We start from the raw sequence: 22,281 nt of genomic DNA, 5'->3' as shown, positions 1-22,281 counted from the left end.
ACACAATGCTTTAAGCTAATTATAAGAAACAGTTGCGATAAGTGACTTTTCAGCTCTGTTTTTCATCAACGTTAAAAGTGAATGATGAAAATCTTGAAATATCACCTCTCCCCATATTCGTGAATAAATACCAAAATTTGTATTGTCTTGCACGGTCGTTTTTAAAGTTAAAATTGTATTGCCGCTTTTATCTTCACTTAGCTGATAACCACCGTAAAGTGGAGAAAAGTATTCACCGCCAAGTTTTACGTGTTTATCGAGTGCGTCATCGGGAATAGCATCTGGGTCTATGTCAAATCTATAAAGCATCTGTTTATTTGGTTGCCAGTCCGTAATAACTTCTTTAAATATAACCCCTTTTTGCCAAGTACTTGTGCGAACAGCGCCTATACCGCTTGCATTCATACTTGCCTTTAATGGTTTTGGTACACCAATTAATTGAGTGAGTGAAAAAGGCACTTCCTGTGGTTTTATATCACTCACATTAGCTAACTGTTGCCACACAACATTGATGGGCGCGTTAATAGTTATTGAATTTGTTACTTCGTATGTTTTTGATAAATTTAAAAAATTAACTTCAATAGGTGAGAGCAATATAGGTAACAACGCGATTGATAATAAAGAACTATTCGCTTTTTTTATTTCACGCTTTCTAACAAAACCCGCAAGTAATCCACCAATGCTGGCAAAAAACATAAAAGCAGGCAAAGCCATAGCCACACAAATACTGCCTTCAAGTAAAGTAATTACACTTACAAATAAAAAAACAAAAATAGGCTGCCAAGCAATCGTGACCATTTGCCTTTTAGTTAATGTTTTTGAGCTCTTAAATTCAAAGTGAACACGAATATAACCAATTGCAACGGGCACTAAAAACATAAATGATATAGAGACTAGGCTACTTAAATTATAAGTATCAAGTAGCTCTATAAACAGCCGCATAAATATGCCGTAAAGCGTACCAAGTAAAATACCAATTGATTTAGGGGGGTTGAGTTGCATGTCTATTCTTTATTGTTATTAACAATCAGAAAGTAACGGAAGTATTATTCCACCACAAATAAAACAATATTAACGGCTCCTGCAAGCAAATAGCTTGAAATAAAACGGCTTTCACAGCCACTAAGACTAAAGGATAATAACCTGCCATTAACACTATTTCCCGCTATAAACAGTGATCAAATTCTTTAAAAATAAAAACAAGCCATTGATTTATAGTAATTTTAAATCATTTCGTGTAGTTTTATAATTTTTAACATAAAGCTGATTGTCAGATTAACTGTATTAAAAACAACCATGCACGACCTTTTGCCTATACATCCCAGCCTAAGAGCTGATTTACCCTGCATGTTCAATATTCATTTGCTTTAACAAAAGCCGTATTTATTTGATTAAGCAACAATGTTGCAGGAGAACGCATGCAAACTACACCACCCGGTGATGGCCCATCAAACACGCACAAGGATGCTCAAAGCTACGAGCAGCTTCACAAGCCGAGTTCAGAGTTTAATACTCGCGACGAGTATCTCGAACATGAATTACAAATTATGCAGCCTAAGCGCTGGCGTCCTAATTTACCATTTAGAGATTACCGATTTGAATTTGAAGACACCATTCCAGCAATGGCGGGCACTATTGGTAAAGTCGTTATGGTGGGTGCTATTGCGGCAACATTTGCAGCGCCTCTTGGATTAAGCGATGCCTTTGTTTTAGAAAACGTGCGCTACGAATTACTCATTGTTTCTATTTTTATCATCTTATTCTCAGGCTTTATTTTACCAACAGCTAACTTGGCTGGTACTCATGGCCCGCTTATTCCGTTAATTCCTATTGTTGTTGCTGCTGGCGGTCACCCTATGGCGTTTGGCTTACTCATTGGTGCCTTTGGTTTTATTTTGGCCATAACCAAAGGAGGAAGTATGCTCGCGCGCCTAACCAGTAAAGGTGTATGTGGCGGGCTACTCATTTATTTAGGCTTTATTGGTACTATTTCGCAGGTTAAAAAGCTGTTTGCCTGGGCTGAGGCCATTGATATGGCGCATATTGCGTTTATTGTTATTTTAGCCACCATTTTATTGTATGCGCTATTAGAGCACTTTAAAAAGCGCTGGTTAGCTGTGCCGTTAAGCTGCCTTATTGGTGGCGTGGTTGCCTTTGCTTTAGGTGCACCGTTTGAGTTTCATACTGCTCCGGGTTTACCAAATATGAACCCAGCTTATTGGTGGGGTGAAAACACGGGCTGGATGCTTGGCCTGCCAACACTTGAAAGCTTTGTGGTTGTACTACCATTTGCAGTGCTCGCCGTTGCTATGTGGTCACCTGATTTTTTAGGTCATCAAGTATTTCAAAAAATAAGCTATCCGCAACGTACTGAAAAAGTACAAATGAATATCGACGACACCATGCTGAGCGCATCGGTTAGACAAACATTTGGCTCACTTGCCGGTGGTGCTAACTTTACCTCATCGTGGGGAACCTACATTGTACCTGCTGCTATTGCTAAACGCCCTATTCCGGCTGGCGCCATTTTAACAGCCGTATTTTGTATTATTGCTGGTTTATGGGGTTACCCAATGGATTTAGCCATTTGGCAACCTGTGCTTTGTGTAGCGCTTATTGTAGGAGTGTTTATTCCGCTACTTGAAGCTGGCATGGAAATGACGCGCGAAGGCAAAACAACGCAATCAGCCGCTATTGTGGTGTTTGCCTCAACCTTGGTTAACCCGGCTTTTGGTTGGTCGCTTACTATGTTACTTGATAACTTAGGGCTTATTGGCTGTAAAGAACGTAGCGCTGAGCTAACTAAGATGAGCCGCTGGGTGATTCCACTTATTATGTTTGTGCTACTTACCACTGTAATGGCAATTGTAGGCATGTTACCTGGTATACCTGCGTTAATGGCTGACTTTAGACATTAAGCCTTAGGTACTGAACCTAATATTTACCCACAAAAAAGCACGGCAATTGCCGTGCTTTTCAATACGTGATTTTACTATATACAGATTAAACAATTACTGCCAAGGGCGCTTAGCTGCTAGTTGTTTTTCAAACGCATCAATCTGTGGGTTTAGTGTTTCGGTTACACCAATAAAATCTAAGCCACTTAATAGGCGCTCTTTTACGTCTTTACGAATATCAAAACTAATTGGCGCAAACTTACTGCTTGTTAATGTTTGATTTTCAAGGTCGATTTCAATGTTAATATCGTCGTGCTGCTCGCTAAGTACAAACAATTGCTCAAGCGTGTCGGCAGGTAACGCAATGGCTAACATTTGGTTATTACCACAGTTATTAAAGAAAATATCTGCAAAGCTTTCAGCTAAAATAACTTCAAAACCATATTGTTTAAGCGCCCAAGGAGCATGCTCACGAGATGAGCCACAACCAAAGTTGTCGCGCGTTAATAATATTTGCGCGCCTTGGTAGCATGGGCGATTTAAAATAAAGTCAGGGTTTGGCTCACCGTTATCTAGGTAACGCCAATCATAAAACAAGGCAGCATCAAAACCTTCGCGGCTAGTTGATGTTAAAAACTGCTTAGGAATAATTTGGTCAGTATCTACATTGTTTTTATCAAGTGGAGCCATTAAGCCACTAAAAAATACGCTCATTATGCTTCTCCTCTAATATCAACAAAGTGACCATGTATTGCAGCGGCTGCCGCCATTGCAGGACTAACTAAATGGGTACGCCCGCCACGACCTTGGCGACCTTCAAAATTACGATTAGAAGTAGATGCACAACGCTTGCCTGCTTCTAGGCGGTCATCGTTCATCGCTAAACACATAGAACAACCTGGTTCGCGCCATTCAAAGCCTGCGGCTTTAAAAATATCGGCTAAGCCTTCGTCTTCAGCTTGTTTTTTAACTAAGCCAGAGCCCGGTACAATTAACGCCTCTATGCCGGCTACAACTTGCTTGCCTTCAACAATTTTTGCAGCTGCGCGTAAGTCTTCAATACGGCTATTAGTACATGAGCCAATAAATACCGTGTCTACTTTTGCGCTTGATAATTTATCGCCCGCTTTTAAGCCCATGTATTTAAGTGCGCTGCGAATGGCATCGGCTTTAATTAAATCTGGCTCTTTATCTGGATCGGGTATGCACTCATCAACACCAATTACTTGCTCTGGGCTTGTGCCCCAGGTAATTTGTGGCTGAATGTCGTCAGCATTTAGCTCAACAACTAAATCAAAGTGTGCGCCTTCGTCTGTTTTTAAGGTTTCCCAATATTCAACGGCTGCATCAAAATCTGCGCCTTTAGGTGCAAACGGACGACCTTTTAAATAATCATAAGTAATTTGGTCAGATGCAATTAAACCCGCTTTTGCACCCATTTCTATGCTCATATTACATAGCGTCATACGGGCTTCCATTGAAAGCGCTTCAATGCCTGCACCACAAAACTCTGCTACATAGCCTGTGCCACCAGCAGTACCTAACTTGCCAATTACCGCCATAATTAAATCTTTAGCCGTAACTGTTGGGCGCAATACACCGTTAATTTGAATTTTTAACGATTTCGCCTTTTTTTGCTGTAGCGTTTGCGTTGCTAATACGTGCTCAACCTCAGACGTACCAATACCATGCGCTAATGCGCCAAACGCACCATGCGTAGAAGTATGGCTATCGCCACATACAATGGTTGTGCCTGGCAAAGTAATACCTTGCTCTGGGCCCATTACGTGCACAATGCCTTGGTTAATTGAGTTTAAATCGTAAAGTACAATACCAAACTCTTTACAGTTTTTATCAAGCGCCATTAATTGATTTTTAGATACTTCGCTTGCGGCATCAAGTGATCGGCTCTTAGTCGATACGTTATGATCCATCGTTGCAAAGGTTTTTTCTGGGCAACGTACAGTACGGTTTTTTTCACGTAGACCTGCAAAAGCCTGCGGAGAAGTAACTTCATGCACTAAATGGCGGTCAATATAAAGTAAGTCGGTTTGCTCATTTATGCTGGCAACGGTATGTGCTTGCCAAATTTTGTCGTATAACGTTTGGGCCACTTGCTAATTCCCTAATCTGTTTGAGTTGCAGCATAACGGTGCTGCAACTTTAATATGTTATTAAATGCGTGAAACGATAGCGGCTGCCACATCGCTTGTGCTGTAACCTGCATTTGGATATATATCTGGTGTGCCAACGCCTGCTTCTACGGCTTCTGCTACTGCTTTTTCAATCGTGCGAGCAGCTTCGTCTTGCCCTAGAGAGTAACGTAGCATTAATGCGGCACTTAAAATTTGTGCTATTGGGTTTGCAACGCCTTTACCTGCAATATCTGGTGCTGAACCGCCTGCTGGCTCGTACAATCCAAAACCCGATTGATTCAAGCTTGCCGAAGGTAATAAGCCCATTGAGCCTGTGATCATCGCGCACTCATCTGACAAAATATCGCCAAATAAGTTATCGCAAAGTAGTACGTCAAATTGGCTAGGCTGTTTAACTAACTGCATAGCGGCGTTATCTACGTAAATGTAATCTAGGCTTACTTCTGGGTAGTCTTTGCTTACTTCGGTGACTACTTCGCGCCATAATACGCTTGATGCAAGTACGTTTGCTTTATCAACAGAGGTAACATGGTTACTACGTAGTTTTGCAGCTTCAAAAGCAAAACGAGCAATACGTTCAATTTCTTTACGCGAGTATGTTTGCGTATCAAAAGCAGCTTCTTCAGCGCCTTCGCCGCTACGGCCTTTTTCGCCAAAATAAATGCCGCCGGTTAGCTCGCGCACACATAAAATATCAAAACCTTTTTCGCTAATATCAGCGCGAAGTGGTGACGCTGCACTTAATGCAGGTAATAACTGTGCAGGGCGCAGGTTACAAAACAAACCAAAGTGCTTACGAAGCGGCAATAACGATGCGCGCTCAGGCTGCTCGTTTGGTGGTAGGTTTTCCCATTTAGGACCGCCTACCGAACCAAATAAAATAGCGTCAGCGTTTTCACACGCTGCAAGTGTGCTCTCTGGTAATGCTTTACCAAATTCATCAATTGCTGCGCCACCAATTGCATAATGCTCACGGTTCAGGGTAAAACCAAACTTATTGCTCACAGCATCAAGTACTTGTTCTGCTGCTGCCATCACTTCTGGACCAATACCGTCGCCAGCTAATACGGCAACGCTGTAGTTTGTTTTACTCATCCTGCTTTCCTTTGTTGTTTTAAATCAGACACTTTTTGTGCACGATAAATTAAGTTATAAACACGGATCATGGCGCGTACCGACGCTTCAACCACATCCGCTGCAATGCCCGCACCGTGGTAAGGTCGGCCATCGTATTTAGCTATAATATTTACTTGGCCTAATGAGCTTGCACCTTGACCTGTCGCTTCTAAGTTATATTCAATCATTTCAACGCTCATACCGGTTAAGCGCTCAATGGCTGCAAACGAAGCTTCAACTGGGCCATTACCTGTCGCGGCTTCTTGTTTAGCTTCGCCATCAATTCGCATTCCAATCGTAGAGCTTGCTACCGATTGTGAGTTAGAAGCTGAGTTAACAAATTCTAATTGGTATTTTTCGTCTTTGTCGTTAATTTGATTAAAGTAAATCATCGCCTCAAGGTCGTAATCGTATACTGTGCCTTTTTGGTCAGCCAACTCAATAAAGCTTTTATATAAGCCATCCATATCGTAATCAGATTTTTGATAGCCTAACTCTTCTAGGCGATGCTCAATAACATGACGACCCGAACGCGAAGTCATATTTAATTGGTTACTTGGCACACCCACGCTTTCTGGCGACATAATCTCATAAGTATTTTGCGCTTTTAATACACCGTCTTGGTGAATGCCAGAACTATGCGCAAAGGCGTTTTCGCCAACAATCGCTTTATTTGGTTGTACTGGCATATTACAAATTTTAGCCACTTGGCGAGATGCGCGGTAAATTTCTTCACTTTTAATATCTGTGTATACTTTTAAGTGGTCTTTGCGCATTTTCATGATCATTGCCACTTCTTCAAGCGAGCAGTTACCAGCCCGCTCACCAATGCCATTAATAGTACACTCAATTTGGCGTGCGCCGGCTTGCACTGCAGCCACCGAGTTTGCTACTGCTAAACCTAAATCGTTGTGGCAATGCACACTTAAGCGCGCTTTATCAATATTTGGCACATTATTCATTAAATGGCGGATCATCGCGGCGTACTCATCTGGCGTTACAAAACCAACGGTATCTGGCAAGTTAATAGTAGAGGCACCGGCGTTAATTGCCTGCTCAACAATTTTACATAAATCCCAATGCGGCGTACGACCAGCATCTTCACACGAAAATTCAACATCATCAGTATAGTTACGCGCCAATTTAATTGATTTAACAGCCATTGCCGTTGCATCATCTAGGCTCATACGTAATTTATGTTCAAGGTGCAAAGGGCTTGTAGCAATAAAAGTATGAATACGGCTTTGTTGTGCTGTGCGAAGTGCTTCGCCACAGGCCTCAATGTCTTTAGCAACTGAGCGTGCTAAACCACAAATAATCGGGCCTTTTACTTCGGTTGCAATACGTTGCACCGAGCGAAAATCAGCAGGGCTCGAAACTGGAAAACCCACTTCCATCACATCCACATTCAAGCGGCTAATTGTATGCGCTAATTGAATTTTATCATCTTCAGTAAGGCTTGCTTTAAGCGCCTGTTCGCCATCACGTAAGGTGGTATCAAAAATCCATACTTTATCTTGCTCTTGCATAACTGCCCCTCATTCCTATGTTACCCAAATTTCAATTAATCCCAGCCGCGAGATAAAAAAAACCCCGCAATTGCGGGGTTTTTAGTGTTCAACTCGATGCAAACACACTAATCCCCGCTCACTGACCATAGCAGTAAGAGGTTAAGTTTTAGTGTAATTAAACGAATAATATGCATCTTGTTTTCTTGTGTGTGTGTTCAGTGAAGCCTATTTTTAACATTACAAAGCGACGGAAGCAAGCATAAAAATTCCACAAAACAGATTTAAAAACGATTCAATTGGGTTTTTTAATTCAACCAAGGCACCTATTAAGAATTAAAATAACAAATACATGACTAGTGACGCTTAAATTAATAAGCACTGCAATATACCGTGCTTATATTAACTTTTTACAATTTTTTTAAGCTATGCTTCTTTACTCGTTTCTCTTACGTAATGCCCGGCTCCACGAGTAATATAACGCAGCTGCCAAATAACGCGCTCAATCAATTCGTCGCGTTGCAATCCTTCTATATCGAGCGCTTCTGCACCCGCATTAAATACGAGTGTTACCATAGATTCCGCCTGAATATAGGCATGCATAGCATTACATTTAGTTTCACTTTCTAAATAATGAGCCAGCTCTAAAATAAAATGCTTTACCTCGCGGGCTACAGCGGCTCTAAATGCTTTAGAAGTCCCGGAGCGTTCTCGTAGTAATAATCTAAATTGGTTACTTGAGTTATCAATAAACTCCATAAAAGTAACCACTGAGGTATTTATAACACTGCCGCCATCGTTCGCTATTCGTCTACGAGCTTGACGCATTAGTTGGCGAAGGGTTAAACCGGCTTCGTCTACCATGGTTAAACCTAGCTCATCCATGTCTTTAAAATGACGATAAAAAGAAGTTGGGGCAATACCAGCTTCTCGTGCTACTTCGCGTAAACTTAAATTCGAAAAACTATGATCAGCACTCAGCTGATTAAATGCCGCTTGAATTAACGCCTGTCGTGTTTTTTGTTTCTGTTGTGCTCTAACACCCGACATCAACAGCTCCCTGAATTATTTTATATGAATATTTAGTGATATTAGCTCAATTGTACAGTCTAATACTTGACGACGAGAGTTTGAAATACTATTTTAGCTTACAGTTGTACGCTGAGATTGAGAATTATGAATAAACCACCGATTATTTGGACAAACGTCCTATTTTTTAGCCTAACCTTTTTGGCGGCTGCCACACTTGTACCTTGGTACGCCATTAGCTACGGATTTACCAGCGCGCATTGGATTGCTTTTGTAGCCTGCATGTTTTATGCGGGCTTATCAATTACTGCCGGCTACCATCGATTATGGGCACATAAAACCTATAACGCACACCCTGCAGTTGAATTTATTTTTGCGCTTGGCGGTGCTTTTGCGCTGCAAAACAGTGCATTGCATTGGAGTAGCGATCACCGTATACATCACGGTCAAGTTGACGACCCAATAAAAGACCCTTACGCGGCGACCAATGGTTTTTGGTATAGCCATATCGGATGGATGTTACGTGACTACCAAGGCGATAGCTACGGTGATTATAGTAATTGTCGTGATTTACAGCGCAATAAAATAGTTATGTGGCAACACAAACATTACTTAAAGCTTGTGATTGCTATGAACGTAGGCTTGCCTCTAGCAATTGGTTTATTGGTTGGTGATGTGTGGGGGATGTTAATTCTTGCAGGTTTACTACGCTTAGTACTGAGTCAACACTTTACCTTTTTTATAAACTCAGTTGCACATATTTGGGGCTCTCGCCCATACACCGAAAAAAATACGGCACGTGATAACGGCTTTTTAGCGTTATTTACATACGGTGAGGGGTACCATAACTTCCACCATATTTTTGCAAGCGACTACCGTAACGGTATTAAATGGTTTCATTACGACCCAACAAAATGGATGATCCGCTCTTTAGCAGCTGTAGGTTTAGCCAATAAATTAAAGCGTACTCCTGTTGAACGTATCGAAAAAGCGAAGGCCGAAACGCTCATGAGCAAAACGCAAACGCGCCTTGCAAAATTGCCTTTAGCACAAGATAAGATTACATTATTACAACAAGAGTACGATTTACTGCTGAAAAAACTGCAAAATTATTGTTCACTACAAAAACAAGTGTTAGAAGTTAAAAAAAATAACATGGCAAAGCAGTGTGAACGCTCAGCATTAATGGCACAATACCATGAGTTGGAAGCCGCCTGGGAAAATCAAAAACAGGCATGGCTAGCACTTAATGCGAGGTTATTAAAAGCCTCTTTTAATTAATTTAGGAGTGGCTGTGGCCAAACAACCAGAACAAAAAAAAGTACCCGTGACATACCAATATGATGCAATAATTATTGGCACGGGTCCTGGCGGTGAAGGTACCGCCATGAACCTTTCAAAAAACGATAAAAAAGTAGCTGTTATTGAACGCCAAGAATCAGTTGGTGGCGGTTGTGTACATTGGGGAACAATTCCTTCAAAAGCGCTTCGCCACTCTGTTAGCCGCTATATTGAATACAAAGCAAATCCGTTATTTAATGTTGGTGAGCGCCCTAGCCGCTTAACATTTCCTGATATTTTACGTCACGCAAGTTCTGTTATTTCTAAGCAATCTAATTTACGTAGTAGCTTTTACGATCGTAACCGCATTCATATGTTTCAAGGTGATGCGAGCTTTGTAGATAAGCACACAATTGAAGTAAAACGAAATGATGGTTCAACTGAGCGACTGACTGCTAAAACGATTGTTATTGCAACGGGTTCACGCCCTTATCGCCCACCAGAGGTAGATTTTACGCATTCTCGTATTTACGAAAGTGACACAATACTTGGCCTTGAGCATGACCCTCATCGTGTACTGATTTATGGTGCAGGTGTAATTGGTTGTGAGTACGCGTCAATATTTAAAGGTTTAGGCGCTAAAGTTGATTTGGTTAATACACGCGATCGACTACTTGCTTTTATGGATGCAGAAATATCTGACGCACTTAGCTATCACTTTTGGAATAGCGGTATTGTTATTCGCCATAACGAAGAGTTTGACCGAATTGAGACGCGTGACGACTGCGTTATAATGCATTTAAAATCAGGTAAACGCGTAAAAGCTGACTGTATTTTATTTGCTAATGGTCGTACTGGTAACACTGACACACTAAATCTTGAAGCCATTGGCTTAAAAGCCGATAGCCGTGGTCAATTAAAAGTTAACGAAACATACCAAACAGAAATTGATAACGTTTACGCTGTAGGTGATGTAATTGGCTATCCAAGCCTTGCAAGTGCTGCGTTTGACCAAGGTCGTATAGCTGCTGATGCAATTGCATGTGGTAACTGCGATGACAGGCTGATTGTTGATATTCCGGCTGGTATTTATACCATTCCAGAAATGAGCTCAGTAGGTAAAACCGAGCAAGAGCTTACAGCCGCTAAAGTACCGTATGAAGTTGGCCGTGCTCAGTTTAAGCATTTGGCTCGCGCGCAAATTGCTGGTACTGAAGTAGGTAGTTTAAAAATATTATTCCACACCGAAACCAAAGAAGTACTTGGCGTACATTGTTTTGGCGAACGTGCCTCTGAAATTGTTCACATTGGCCAAGCTATTATGGAACAAAAAAATGGTGGCAATAATATCGACTACTTTGTAAATACCACATTTAACTACCCGACCATGGCTGAAGCCTACCGTGTTGCGGCATTAAATGGCTTAAATCGCTTATTTAAATAAGTAGTTTTAAAAGCCTTTATAAATAGGTAACAAAAAACCCGCAACTTAGCGGGTTTTTTACTTTTAAACAGTTTTAAAGCTCGTTTAAGTGACTATTACTTATGGTACTTAGCACTTAGCTCATGTACTGCATTAATAAATACGCCAGCATTTTCAGGGTCTACATCTGGTGTAATGCCGTGGCCTAAGTTAAACACGTGGCCATTGCCTGTACCAAAGTCTTCTAAAATAGTGCCGACTTCTTGGCGAATACGCTCTGGTGTACCGTGTAACATAGATGGGTCCATATTACCTTGTAGAGCAACTTTATCACCCACGCGGCGCTTAGCGTCGCTGATATTAATAGTCCAATCAAGACCGATTGCATCACAGCCTGTTGCTGCAATAGCTTCAATCCATTGACCACCATTTTTAGTGAACAAAGTAACCGGTACTTTACGACCGTCGTACTCACGAATTAAGCCATCTACAATTTTATGCATGTATTGTAATGAAAACTCATTGTAATCGCGCGGGCTTAATACACCACCCCATGAGTCAAATACCATTAGCGATTGCGCGCCTGCTTTAATTTGAGCATTTAAGTAATCAATAACTGAATCAGCTAGCTTATCTAGTAATAAATGAAGTGTTTGGGGCTCTGCAAACGCCATTTTTTTGATTTTACCAAATACTTTGCTGCTACCGCCTTCAACCATATAAGTTGCTAGTGTCCAAGGTGAACCAGAAAAACCAATAAGTGGTACTTCACCTTTAAGTTCACGACGAATAGTGCTTACTGCGTTCATTACGTAGCCAAGCTCGTCTGTAGGGTCTAACTTTGGAATTTTTTTAACATCAGCAAGAGATGAAATAGGACGTTCGAACTTAGGGCCTTCGCCAGTTTCAAAGTAAAGACCTAAACCCATCGCATCTGGAATCGTTAAAATATCACTAAATAATATAGCGGCATCTAACGGGTAGCGACGTAGTGGCTGCAGTGTTACTTCACATGCAAGCTCAGCATTACGGCACAGGCTCATAAAATCGCCCGCTTGTGCACGTGTAGCGCGATACTCTGGTAAATAGCGTCCTGCTTGGCGCATCATCCATACCGGAGTTACATCAACAGGTTGTTTTGCAAGTGCACGTAAATAACGGTCGTTTTTTAATTCGCTCATGGCGTAAATGATCCTAAGACTTGTATAAATTGTGCAAGATTGTACCACCATATTCTCCGACCCTCTATTGCTTAGGGACGAAAACAGCTTTACCTAGAGGTAGATCAATAGAATAGAGTTTTTTAATCCATTTTGACTATAAAATAAACAAAAATAAATAACATTTAAAACTTTTTATTAATATGTTTGCAACATTACAAAAACCTTGTTATTGTTTGTCCCGCGTTAACAAAAACAATAATAAAAATCTTAAAACAATAAAAATAAATGTTTTAAAATAATAACAATAAAAATCATCTCATAAAAATAAGAAAGCTTGTTATAACAAGTCACTGAAAGAAATTAGACCACCGTAACTGGTGGTTTTTTCTTGCCTAAAATAAAATCCCTCGCCTCGGTTTATATAAAAAGGTACAACCCTCAAAGTAGCTCAACTTTACTTGTTGATATACGCGCAAATTAAATATATCTTGATGTACATAAACTTATTATATTTTAAATTAAAAACCAACCCAGCTAGGAGAACAGTTATGCTGACGCGTGTAGAAAAAGCTCAACAGAAATGGGGTGGTAGCCACACAGTAATTGATAAATGGCTAAACGAACGCCAAGAACTTATTGTACTTTACTGCAAAATTGCAGGCTTTACGCCATACGAAAAGCAAGATCAAGCATTGCCAGAGCCAAAACTAATTGAATCATTTTGCCAGCTTTTAATGGATTACCTATCTGCAGGCCATTTTGAAGTATATGACGATATAGCAAAAGCATGCGAAAAAAAGGGCTTACAAAGCCAAGAGCTTGCAAACTCTATTTACCCGCGTATTTCTAGCACAACCGATGTGGCGTTAGATTTTAATGATAAGTACGCAGAAGTAGATAAAGAAGACTTATTGAAAGATTTTGATAATGACTTATCTGTTATTGGTGAGGCATTAGAAGCTCGTTTTGCACTTGAAGATGAGCTTATTGATAACTTGTTTTCTAATCACGCAAACTAATATGTTATTTACGCATATTAAAAAAGGGACCTAAGGTCCCTTTTTGCATTTACACAATAAGCTTATTATTGTGCTGGTGCTTCTTCATTTTGAATTTCAAGTAATTCAACTTCAAATACAAGTGTTGAATTAGCTGGAATCTTACCTAAGTCACGGTCACCGTAAGCAAGTTCTGAAGGAATAGTGAACTTGTACTTAGAACCCACTGACATAAGTTGTAAACCTTCAGTCCAACCCGCAATTACGCGGTTAAGAGGGAAAGTTGTCGGTTCGTTACGCGCATATGAGCTATCAAACTCAGTACCGTCTAATAAAGTCCCTTTGTAGTGTACTTTAACTACATCAGTTGCCACTGGCTTTTCGCCATCGCCTTCGCTAAGTACTTCGTACTGTAGACCCGACTCAGTTACTGTAACGCCTTCTTTTTTAGCGTTGTCAGCTAGGTATTTAGCGCCTGCTTCTTTACTTTTTTCAGACTCTACTTTAGCTTTTTCTTCTTGCTTAGTACGTACTGATGTATCTAGTGCAGTTAATACTTCGCGAATTTTTTCTTCGTCAATTTTTGCATTGCCAGCAAGCGCATCTTCAAAACCACGAATTAAAAGTGCTTGGTCTAGTTCAATACCAATTTCTGTTTTGTCTGCTAAGTCTTTATTTAAAAAGTTACCTACAGATGCACCAATACCATATGCTTGTTGCTGTTCTACAGTGTCTAATTTAACTTCAGCTTGTTCTTTTTTTGCTTCTTGATTACAAGCTGTAAGCGCTAAAACTGACGCTGCAATCAATGACAATCTAATCGTCTTTTTCATTTTAAATCTCCGACACACTTTGCAGTTGTCATTTTAATGTATTATTACTAGTGAAAGATTAACGGCCCACATGATAGGCTGCTTGTTTAATGACTAAATTCCATATTGTTAGCTAAACTAAAAACATATCCAGTGATTAGACAAACAACCTAGGCATTTAACGCGTCCTAGTCTAACCTCTCAGTCACTAAGAGTTAAGGGGAAATACCTGTAATATGTCGATATTTCGTACTTTTTTAATCGTATTTAGCTGTTTTTTAGCCATCGCCTGTACCGATAAAAAACAACACGCTGTTGCAAGTTACGAACATGCTGCACAAGGTGCGTTTTCATCAACAGTTTCAAACGATGGTAAATACAGTTTGATCTCCTCTATCAACCATGGGGTCGCCCTGTGGGATAATCAACAGCAAGTGCTAAAATACCAATGGTTTCAGCAGCAGTCACAAGACAGCCTAGTGTACGCTGTTGCCATTGCTTTTGATAACAGCGTGGCAGTTACCGCCGAAAAAACCACATTTGCTGTGTGGGATATAACCACAGGCAAAAATAAAGGTTATTACAAAATACAAAAAGCCAGTATTCGCGATATTGCTATTAGCAATCAAGGCCGTAGTGTTTTATACGGCCGTAGCGACGGCGTTGTCGTATTTGTAAACCTAGAAACTGGGCGTCGTATTGAGTTTTTAGGTCATCAAGATAAAGTTAACACCGTTGACCTGTCACCTAACGGACGCTTTGCCTTAAGTGGTTCTAACGATTATGTTGCTTACTTTTGGGATACACGTACCGGACAAGTAATTCATCGTTTTAATCACCCAACGCGTGTTACCCAAGTGACGCTCGATCCACAAGGTCGCTATGCGTTTACGGCCGATAGTATGGCACAAGCAAATGTATGGAAGCTGACTACAGGTGATCTTGTGAGTAAACTGAAGTATATTGCGCGTCAGAAAATTTTTACTGCTGTGCGTTTTAACGAACAAGGCACTTTGCTTGCAACCGGCTCGCCAAATAAGCGCGTAGATTTGTGGCAAATACCAAGCGGTGAAAAAATTCAAACTTGGCAGGTTACCCCGCGCGAAGGCAGTAAGCCTAAATCGGCGGTGGTGCTAGATGTGACATTTACAGATAACGGTAAGTCGTTGTTAACCGAAAGCTCCAGCGGGATCGCAGAGCGATTTATTATACGAGAGAATAATGAACACAATTGAACATCGCTTAATGGAACTTGAAGCCAAAGTGGCTTTTCAAGACGAAACGATTGAAGTCTTAAATGATGAAATAAAAGTGCACCAACAGCTGTTAGCAAAAATGAAACGCCAAACCGAGCTGCTAGCAGAGAAAATTAAAGAGTCGCAGTCATCATCGTCTATGATGTCTGAAGTACCTGAGCCGCCCCCACCGCATTACTAAAACCGGTAAACATTAGGCAATAAAAAACCGGGTTAGTCGCCCGGTTTAAATACACCAATTACTTGTTCAAATTGGCGAGTAGACGCCTGAACAGCGTTATCAGGTTGCGCCATTTTATGACCACACTCAACACACTCTACTTTTTCAACATCATGTTCTCTGTATAGCATCATAGTATCCATGGCTTTGCAGTCAGGGCACGATGCTCCAGCAATAAATCGCTTCTTTTGTCTCACAACATTTTTCCTGTGGTTTGAACTGTTGTCATTTTATCGTATAACTTCACTTGTTGATACGCTTGATAAGAGCATTAAGTTCTATGTTATGATAGCGCCAACTTAACAAGGGCACAGCAAAGTAACGCATTCATGATCCAAATCTCAGAAATAGAACTACTTCGTGGCGGTAAAGCCTTATTAAAAAACGCATCAGCTACGTTATTCCCAGAACACAAAGTAGGCCTTGTTGGCGCTAATGGCTGTGGAAAATCAACGTTATTTGGTTTACTAAAATCAGAACTACAACTAGATGCCGGTAACTGCAGCATTCCAAAAGATTGGTCTATCGCCTCTGTTAAGCAAGAGACACCTGCCCTTGAAATAAGCGCGATTGATTATGTACTTCAAGGCCACCCAGAATACTACGCAATGCGTATAGCACTGCGTGAGGCCGAGAAAAACAACGATGGCGACACACAAGCTAAAGTACATATTCAGCTTGAAAACATTAAAGGCTATAGCATTGAATCAACCGCAGGTGAGCTATTACACGGCTTAGGCTTTGCTAATAACCTTATAGAAAATCCTGTAAGCTCGTTTTCGGGTGGTTGGCGTATGCGTTTAAACCTTGCCCAAGCATTAATACGCAACGCCGATTTACTACTTCTCGATGAGCCAACAAACCACCTTGATTTAGATGCCGTTTATTGGCTTGAACGCTTTTTGCGTGCTTATACCGGCACCCTTGTACTTATATCGCATGACCGTGAGTTTTTAGATGCGGTGGTTGATCAAATTTGGCATGTAGATAAGCAACTTATCAACGTGTACAAAGGTAACTACTCGCAGTTTGAGCGCCAAAAAGCAGAGCGCTTACTACAACAACAAGCAATGTTTGATAAGCAACAAGATCAAATTGCCCACCTTGAGCAGTTTATAACGCGCTTTAAAGCAAAAGCCAGTAAAGCTAAACAAGCACAAAGCCGTGTGAAAGCACTTGAACGCATGGAAAAACTAGCGCCGGCACATGCCGACTCGCCATTTAACTTTGAGTTTGCAGAGCCAAAAGCATTACCAAACCCACTAATGACAATAGATAAAGCCAAAGCGGGTTATGGTGACGTCACCATTTTAAATAATATAGAGCTAAACCTTGTACCAGGTAGCCGAATTGCTTTACTTGGTCGAAATGGCGCAGGTAAATCAACGTTAATTAAACTGCTTTCTGGTGATTTAGAGCCGCAAGCGGGCGAAGTTGTTCAGCATCACGGATTAAATATTGGTTACTTTGCGCAGCATCAACTTGAATCTCTTGATTTAAAAGCCAGTGCAATAATGCACTTACAACGCCTCGACCCAAAAGCCACTGAGCAATCACTACGTGACTTTTTAGGTGGTTTCGCCTTTATTGGCGATAAAGCACTTGAGCCTGTAGCCCCTTTTTCGGGCGGCGAAAAAGCACGTTTAGTACTTGCCATGTTGGTATATCAAAAGCCAAACTTATTACTACTCGATGAGCCAACTAACCACCTTGATTTAGAAATGCGCCATGCACTTGTTATGGCACTGCAAGGCTTTGAAGGCGCTATGGTTACCGTATCACACGACCGCCACATGCTTAAAAATACCGCCGATGAGTTTTACTTAGTAGATGACGGCAAAGTAACCCAGTTTGGTTACGACTTAGATGCGTATTACCAGTGGTTACTCAATGCCAATAAAGAAGCGGTTAAAGCGCAGCAAAGCGACGAGCCTAAAGCAAATCCAGGTGTTAACCGTAAAGAGCAAAAACGCCTAGAGGCTGAGTTTAGAAAGGCCACTCAACCACTTAAAAAGCAAATTGAAAAGCTTGAAAAGCAACTCGATAAATTCACCGCCGAGTTAAGTGAAGTTGAAGTGACCTTAGGTGATAACGAACTCTACAACGACGACAACAAAGCCAAGCTTAAAGAGTTATTAGCCAAGCAAGCAACCCTTACGCCTAAACTTAACGACGTTGAAGAAGAGTTACTTATGGCACTTGAAGAAATGGAAGAAAAAGAGCAGGCATTCGCCGATGAACTTGCTCAATAGCGACCATTTTTGGCAATTTGCGTGCACTTTGTACGCAAAGCCTGATCAACAAACAACCTTGCTGGCACTACAAAACCAGCAAGGAAAAAACGTTAATTTATGCTTATTACTGCTTTATTTAGACTCATTAAATTTAAGTATTAATACCCAACAGCTAAATGAGTTAATAAATGTAACTAGTGATTTTGATACTCACGCATTACAGCCTCTGCGCGCCGCACGCAGCTATTTAAAAGCTAATCAGAATACAATAAGTGATTACGCCACAATACGCGAAGAGTTGCTAAACGCAGAGCTGAAGCTTGAAAAACAACAGCAACATATGTTGATTTCAGCAATAAATGAGTTTGAATTAGTCAAACATACAGAGCCAAACAATATTGAGCTATATGTGAAAGCCACTTAGGCTGCTACTTTTTGTGCCCTCTTCCACTGCTCATTCTCTTTTCTTTGTGCAAAAAACCTTTAAGTGATTTATTCACAAAGAGGTTAAGAGGCGCTTCGCTTTTAGAGGAAAACAAACTAAATTACCCAGGTGAAAATGGGTAACTGTCAGATCAAGTCTGAGCTAGTACAGCTCAAGTAGTTCATTGATCTCCCCGCATTTACTTCTCATTCTTTTCTCTTTGTGCAAAAAATCTTTAAGTGGCTTACTCAAAAAAGTTTAAAGCGCTACGCTTTTAGATAAAGTGAAAAAAAATGAGTTACGATCAGCTTACTATTTTAAGAGAAAACTCTCTTAGCTCTCAGTGGTAATAACTTACCAACCCTTAAAACATGATCTAAATCAACTTAGCTTCACTCCTACACCTGCTTAGAAAAATAACTTGATCTCGATCACGTTGCGACCTGCAAACACCGCTTATGATTAACCCATCAACAACGAGGGGAGCAACTCATGAACGTATTCTTTAGAGACTTTTTTACAGATCCAGTTTTATTTATGTCTTTTGGGTTTTTAACCATCGTTGTTTCTTTGTGTATCTTTTTTGCTTTTTTCTTTTTGAAAAAAATACATGATGCAGAAATTCCCGAACAAAATTAAGCACGACGCACTAAAGCGCCTTATTAGTTTACTAGTTAGGCGCTTTTTATTTTCTGAAGCGAAAAATTTGATACACTAGCTTTTCGTTTAATACAAAGTGCGTAGTACAAACATGATCTCTCAGTTCAAACCAGCATGGTGGATGACCAATCGTCACGTTCAGACCATAATGCCGCGTTTTTTCCGCCCATTTCACAATACGTCCTACGAACTTGAGCAACTTGATACACCTGATGGTGACTTTATTGAGCTTGCATGGTCACTTCCACATAATGAAACCGCACCACTTGCTGTTGTTTTACATGGCCTTGAGGGCAATATAAATAGCTTTTATGCCAAAGGCATGATGAAGGCATTAAAAAAACAAGGTTATGCAGTTGTGCTTATGCACTTTAGAAATTGCTCAACCGAAGTAAATCGCCTACCACGTGCTTATCACAGCGGTGACACCGCCGATTTAGCTTTTTTTATAAATCACTTAAAGCTGCAATTTCCTAAGCGCACTATGGTCGCTGTTGGTTTTTCATTGGGCGGTAATGTACTTGCCAAATACTTAGGTGAAGAACGCGAAAAATGCCCATTAAGTGCAGCAGCGGTGGTATCTGCTCCTTATGATTTGTCGTCATCGAGCGATGTTATTCGTAAAAGCTTAGGTAAAATTTACCAAAAATATCTGCTCGATCGGATGAAAAAATCAATGCAGCGAAAGCTGCCACAAATTAAGCAGCAAATTTCATTAACCCCAAAACAGTTAATGAAAATTGACGATTTATTAGAGTTTGATAATCAGTTAACAGCCCCTCTACACGGTTTTGAAAACGCACACGATTACTACCGTAAAGCCAGTGCTATGCCGTACTTGAAAGATATCGCTGTGCCCACACTTATTATTCATTCCAAAGACGACCCTATGCTCTCAATTAAAGCCGTACCGAGTAGGCAAGACGTAAGTGAGCATGTTACGCTGCGCATCTCTGACAAGGGCGGGCATGTTGGTTTTATTAGCGGTAAAAATCCCTTTAAACCTATATTTTGGTTAGAAAAAGCCGTCCCTCATTATTTTAGCCAGCACGTATCAAATAAAGCGAGTAACAAGTAGTAATGATTATCCCTTTTGAACAACTCGATCAAGACACTCTTTATAACTTAATCGAAAGCTACGTATTACGCGAAGGTACCGATTATGGTGAAGTAGAAGCAAGCATCGAATCTAAAGTAAGCCAAGTAAAGCTGCAGCTTAAAAATGGCGAAGCGATGGTGTTTTTCTCAGAATTACACGAGTCTGTAACTATAATTTCAAAAGGTGAGTTTAAAGCGCTGCAAAGTGAAGAGCATCAAGCACAGTCGTTTGATTAGGGCGTAGTACTTGTAACTTTTGAATTGAACGTACACAATGGCTTTTTACCCAAAGAGCCAAAACATGATAAAACTCAGCACTCTAGTGGTAGCCATATCACTAGCTTTAACTAGCCAAGCCCAAGCAGAACAAACAATAACAGCATCTGATAAGGCAATTAAACTCGCTAAAGATACCATTTTAATTGATACCCATATTGACGTACCTTATCGAATTCACGAAAGCTGGGTTGATGTAACCAAAGCAACTAGTGATGGCGATTTTGACTATCCTCGCGCTGTAAAAGGCGGTTTAAACGCCCCATTTATGTCGATTTATATTCCTGCGCATTTAGAGTTTGAGGGTAAAGGAAAAAGCTACCAGCTAGCCAATCAAATGATTGATAGTATGGAAGCCATAGTCCAGCGCGCACCCGATAAGTTTGCTATTGCGAGCTCAAGCTCTGATATTGAAGAGCAATTTAAACAAGGTAAGCTGTCTATAGCCATGGGGATGGAAAATGGCTCTCCAATCGAAGGTGATATGAAAAACCTTCAGCACTTTTACGACCGTGGCATTCGTTACATCACGCTAGCACACTCGCAAAGCAACCATATTTCGGATTCGTCTTACGATATACGCCGTAAATGGAAAGGCTTAAGCCCATTTGGTAAAAAGCTTGTCACTGAAATGAATAATATAGGCATGCTAATTGACGTATCGCATATTTCTGATGATGCGTTTTATCAGGTTATGGAGCTCTCTAAAACGCCAGTAATTGCCTCTCATTCATCACTTCGTAAATACACGCCTGGCTTTGAGCGTAATATGAATGACGATATGTTATTAGCACTTAAAGAAAATGGCGGCGTTATTCAAATCAACTTTGGATCAAGCTTTGTTACCGCTAAAGCAGGTAGTTGGGGCAAGCAATTAAAAAGTACAAAAGAGTCAGCTAAAAAAGAAGGCACTAAGTTAAGTAAAGATTTTGATGCTGCGTACCGTGCTAAAAATCCGTATCCATTTGCAAGTCTTGAGCAAGTACTTGACCATATTGATCACGTAGTTGAGCTAATTGGTATTGATTATGTAGGTATTGGCTCTGATTATGATGGAGTTGGCGATTCATTACCTATCGGCTTAAAAGATGTATCTAGCTACCCAAATCTTATCCAAGGTTTAATGGATAGAGATTACAGCGACAAAGATATTAAAAAGATTTTAAGTGGCAATTTATTAAGAGTGTTAAAACAAGCGCAAGAGTATGCGAAGAAACACTAAAGCTTTTATCATATATTAGTAATTGGCTAAAAGACCAAGAGCTAACTCAATATAAGCGCGGCCTAGCCGTGCTTTTTTATATTTAACAGCACAGTTATCTTCGGTACTATTTTCCCCTCGGATTTCGTAAAACTCAACCCAAGCTACGGCAATAATTCTATACCTAGGAGCAAATCACTTTTCTTCAGGCATTAAAAAAGGCCACCTGAGTGACCTTTTTCTAACAATTAACTTAAAAGTTAATTATTACTCTTTGACTGTTGCTACAAAGTACCTACGCCTAAGGTAAGAGCACCACCTTCATATGACACTTTTCTTCAGGCATTAAAAAGGCCACCTGAGTGACCTTTTTCTAACAATTAACTTAAAAGTTAATTATTACTCTACGATAGTTGCTACAACACCAGCACCTACAGTACGACCACCTTCACGGATAGCAAAACGAAGACCTTCATCCATCGCGATTGGTGCGATTAGAGTTACTGTCATCTTGATGTTATCACCAGGC

At 40.5% G+C, this 22,281-nt stretch carries 20 protein-coding genes and 1 pseudogene; 11 read left to right on the top strand and 10 right to left on the bottom strand.

Features of this window, described 5'->3' with window-relative positions; genetic code table 11:
- Window positions 1-15: 15 nt before the first annotated feature.
- The gene (locus tag H5092_RS13995) at window positions 16-1,002 is read right to left on the bottom strand and encodes a hypothetical protein (RefSeq protein ID WP_182733749.1); all 987 of its coding nucleotides are present in this window, start codon (window positions 1,000-1,002) and stop codon (window positions 16-18) included.
- A gap of 416 nt (window positions 1,003-1,418) precedes the next feature.
- On the opposite strand from H5092_RS13995, the gene H5092_RS13990 reads away from it, so the two are divergent.
- A complete protein-coding gene (locus tag H5092_RS13990) occupies window positions 1,419-2,918 on the top strand; it encodes a DUF3360 family protein (protein WP_182733748.1) in 1,500 nt (499 codons plus the stop codon).
- 93 nt (window positions 2,919-3,011) lie between these two features.
- Here the strand turns inward: H5092_RS13990 and leuD are convergent, their stop codons facing one another.
- The 5 genes from leuD to fabR form a co-directional block, all read right to left on the bottom strand.
- On the bottom strand, window positions 3,012-3,611 hold the full coding sequence (gene leuD / locus H5092_RS13985; protein ID WP_182733747.1) for a 3-isopropylmalate dehydratase small subunit: 600 nt from the start codon (window positions 3,609-3,611) through the stop codon (window positions 3,012-3,014).
- Window positions 3,611-5,011, bottom strand: coding sequence for a 3-isopropylmalate dehydratase large subunit (gene leuC / locus H5092_RS13980; protein ID WP_182682468.1), 1,401 nt, complete (start codon window positions 5,009-5,011; stop codon window positions 3,611-3,613). The genes leuD and leuC overlap by 1 nt, the downstream gene beginning before the upstream one ends.
- A 60-nt stretch (window positions 5,012-5,071) precedes the next feature.
- Complete coding sequence (leuB, locus tag H5092_RS13975) at window positions 5,072-6,148, bottom strand: 3-isopropylmalate dehydrogenase (protein ID WP_002961092.1); 1,077 nt, start codon at window positions 6,146-6,148, stop codon at window positions 5,072-5,074.
- Window positions 6,145-7,698, bottom strand: coding sequence for a 2-isopropylmalate synthase (gene leuA, locus H5092_RS13970; protein WP_002961090.1), 1,554 nt, complete (start codon window positions 7,696-7,698; stop codon window positions 6,145-6,147). The genes leuB and leuA overlap by 4 nt, the downstream gene beginning before the upstream one ends.
- 405 nt (window positions 7,699-8,103) lie before the next feature.
- Window positions 8,104-8,727: an HTH-type transcriptional repressor FabR gene (gene fabR / locus H5092_RS13965; protein WP_002961087.1), complete on the bottom strand. Its 624-nt coding sequence runs from the start codon at window positions 8,725-8,727 to the stop codon at window positions 8,104-8,106.
- Between the two features lie 126 nt (window positions 8,728-8,853).
- On the opposite strand from fabR, the gene H5092_RS13960 reads away from it, so the two are divergent.
- Both H5092_RS13960 and sthA read left to right on the top strand, forming a co-directional pair.
- Window positions 8,854-9,987, top strand: coding sequence for a fatty acid desaturase (locus H5092_RS13960; RefSeq protein WP_182696265.1), 1,134 nt, complete (start codon window positions 8,854-8,856; stop codon window positions 9,985-9,987).
- A gap of 13 nt (window positions 9,988-10,000) precedes the next feature.
- Window positions 10,001-11,431 (top strand): Si-specific NAD(P)(+) transhydrogenase, encoded by a 1,431-nt coding sequence (sthA, locus tag H5092_RS13955; protein WP_007378904.1) that lies wholly within the window; start codon window positions 10,001-10,003, stop codon window positions 11,429-11,431.
- Window positions 11,432-11,526: 95 nt separating this feature from the next.
- Here the strand turns inward: sthA and hemE are convergent, their stop codons facing one another.
- Window positions 11,527-12,591, bottom strand: a complete 1,065-nt coding sequence (hemE, locus tag H5092_RS13950; RefSeq protein WP_002961084.1) for a uroporphyrinogen decarboxylase — start codon at window positions 12,589-12,591, stop codon at window positions 11,527-11,529.
- Between the two features lie 530 nt (window positions 12,592-13,121).
- Here hemE and H5092_RS13945 point away from each other — a divergent pair.
- Window positions 13,122-13,592, top strand: a complete 471-nt coding sequence (locus tag H5092_RS13945) for an Rsd/AlgQ family anti-sigma factor (RefSeq protein ID WP_002961083.1) — start codon at window positions 13,122-13,124, stop codon at window positions 13,590-13,592.
- 65 nt (window positions 13,593-13,657) lie between these two features.
- Here the strand turns inward: H5092_RS13945 and fkpA are convergent, their stop codons facing one another.
- Window positions 13,658-14,404 (bottom strand): FKBP-type peptidyl-prolyl cis-trans isomerase, encoded by a 747-nt coding sequence (gene fkpA, locus H5092_RS13940; protein WP_004335950.1) that lies wholly within the window; start codon window positions 14,402-14,404, stop codon window positions 13,658-13,660.
- A 215-nt stretch (window positions 14,405-14,619) separates the two neighbouring features.
- Between fkpA and H5092_RS13935 the strand changes: the two genes are divergently transcribed.
- Both H5092_RS13935 and H5092_RS13930 read left to right on the top strand, forming a co-directional pair.
- Entirely contained in the window at window positions 14,620-15,618 is a 999-nt protein-coding gene (locus H5092_RS13935) for a WD40 repeat domain-containing protein (RefSeq protein WP_138489926.1), read from the top strand.
- Window positions 15,605-15,820 carry a SlyX family protein gene (locus tag H5092_RS13930; RefSeq protein ID WP_004335946.1) on the top strand — a complete coding sequence of 72 codons (216 nt, stop codon included), beginning with the start codon at window positions 15,605-15,607 and terminating at the stop codon, window positions 15,818-15,820. The genes H5092_RS13935 and H5092_RS13930 overlap by 14 nt, the downstream gene beginning before the upstream one ends.
- Before the next feature lie 32 nt (window positions 15,821-15,852).
- Here H5092_RS13930 and H5092_RS13925 read toward each other — a convergent pair whose 3' ends face one another.
- The gene (locus H5092_RS13925; protein WP_007378899.1) at window positions 15,853-16,056 is read right to left on the bottom strand and encodes a YheV family putative zinc ribbon protein; all 204 of its coding nucleotides are present in this window, start codon (window positions 16,054-16,056) and stop codon (window positions 15,853-15,855) included.
- 132 nt (window positions 16,057-16,188) lie between these two features.
- Here H5092_RS13925 and H5092_RS13920 point away from each other — a divergent pair, with 132 nt between their 5' ends.
- From H5092_RS13920 to H5092_RS13900, 5 genes are all read left to right on the top strand, one after another.
- The gene (locus H5092_RS13920; protein WP_182733746.1) at window positions 16,189-18,111 is read left to right on the top strand and encodes an ATP-binding cassette domain-containing protein; all 1,923 of its coding nucleotides are present in this window, start codon (window positions 16,189-16,191) and stop codon (window positions 18,109-18,111) included.
- Window positions 18,095-18,517 (top strand): TIGR02444 family protein, encoded by a 423-nt coding sequence (locus H5092_RS13915; protein WP_182733745.1) that lies wholly within the window; start codon window positions 18,095-18,097, stop codon window positions 18,515-18,517. The genes H5092_RS13920 and H5092_RS13915 overlap by 17 nt, the downstream gene beginning before the upstream one ends.
- 751 nt (window positions 18,518-19,268) lie before the next feature.
- Window positions 19,269-20,255, top strand: coding sequence for a hydrolase (locus H5092_RS13910; protein WP_024606596.1), 987 nt, complete (start codon window positions 19,269-19,271; stop codon window positions 20,253-20,255).
- Between the two features lie 2 nt (window positions 20,256-20,257).
- Window positions 20,258-20,512 carry a YheU family protein gene (locus H5092_RS13905; RefSeq protein WP_004335925.1) on the top strand — a complete coding sequence of 85 codons (255 nt, stop codon included), beginning with the start codon at window positions 20,258-20,260 and terminating at the stop codon, window positions 20,510-20,512.
- A gap of 64 nt (window positions 20,513-20,576) precedes the next feature.
- The gene (locus tag H5092_RS13900) at window positions 20,577-21,773 is read left to right on the top strand and encodes a dipeptidase (protein ID WP_182733744.1); all 1,197 of its coding nucleotides are present in this window, start codon (window positions 20,577-20,579) and stop codon (window positions 21,771-21,773) included.
- Window positions 21,774-22,151: 378 nt separating this feature from the next.
- Here H5092_RS13900 and H5092_RS13895 read toward each other — a convergent pair.
- A pseudogene (locus tag H5092_RS13895) lies at window positions 22,152-22,281 on the bottom strand (elongation factor Tu); the annotation flags it as partial.

It is taken from the genome of Pseudoalteromonas sp. SR41-7 (assembly GCF_014163935.1).
In the GTDB taxonomy this organism is placed as follows: Bacteria; Pseudomonadota; Gammaproteobacteria; order Enterobacterales; family Alteromonadaceae; genus Pseudoalteromonas; species Pseudoalteromonas distincta.
Note: the sequence above shows the minus strand (reverse complement) of the source record. Positions and strands in the feature narration are given on the sequence as shown.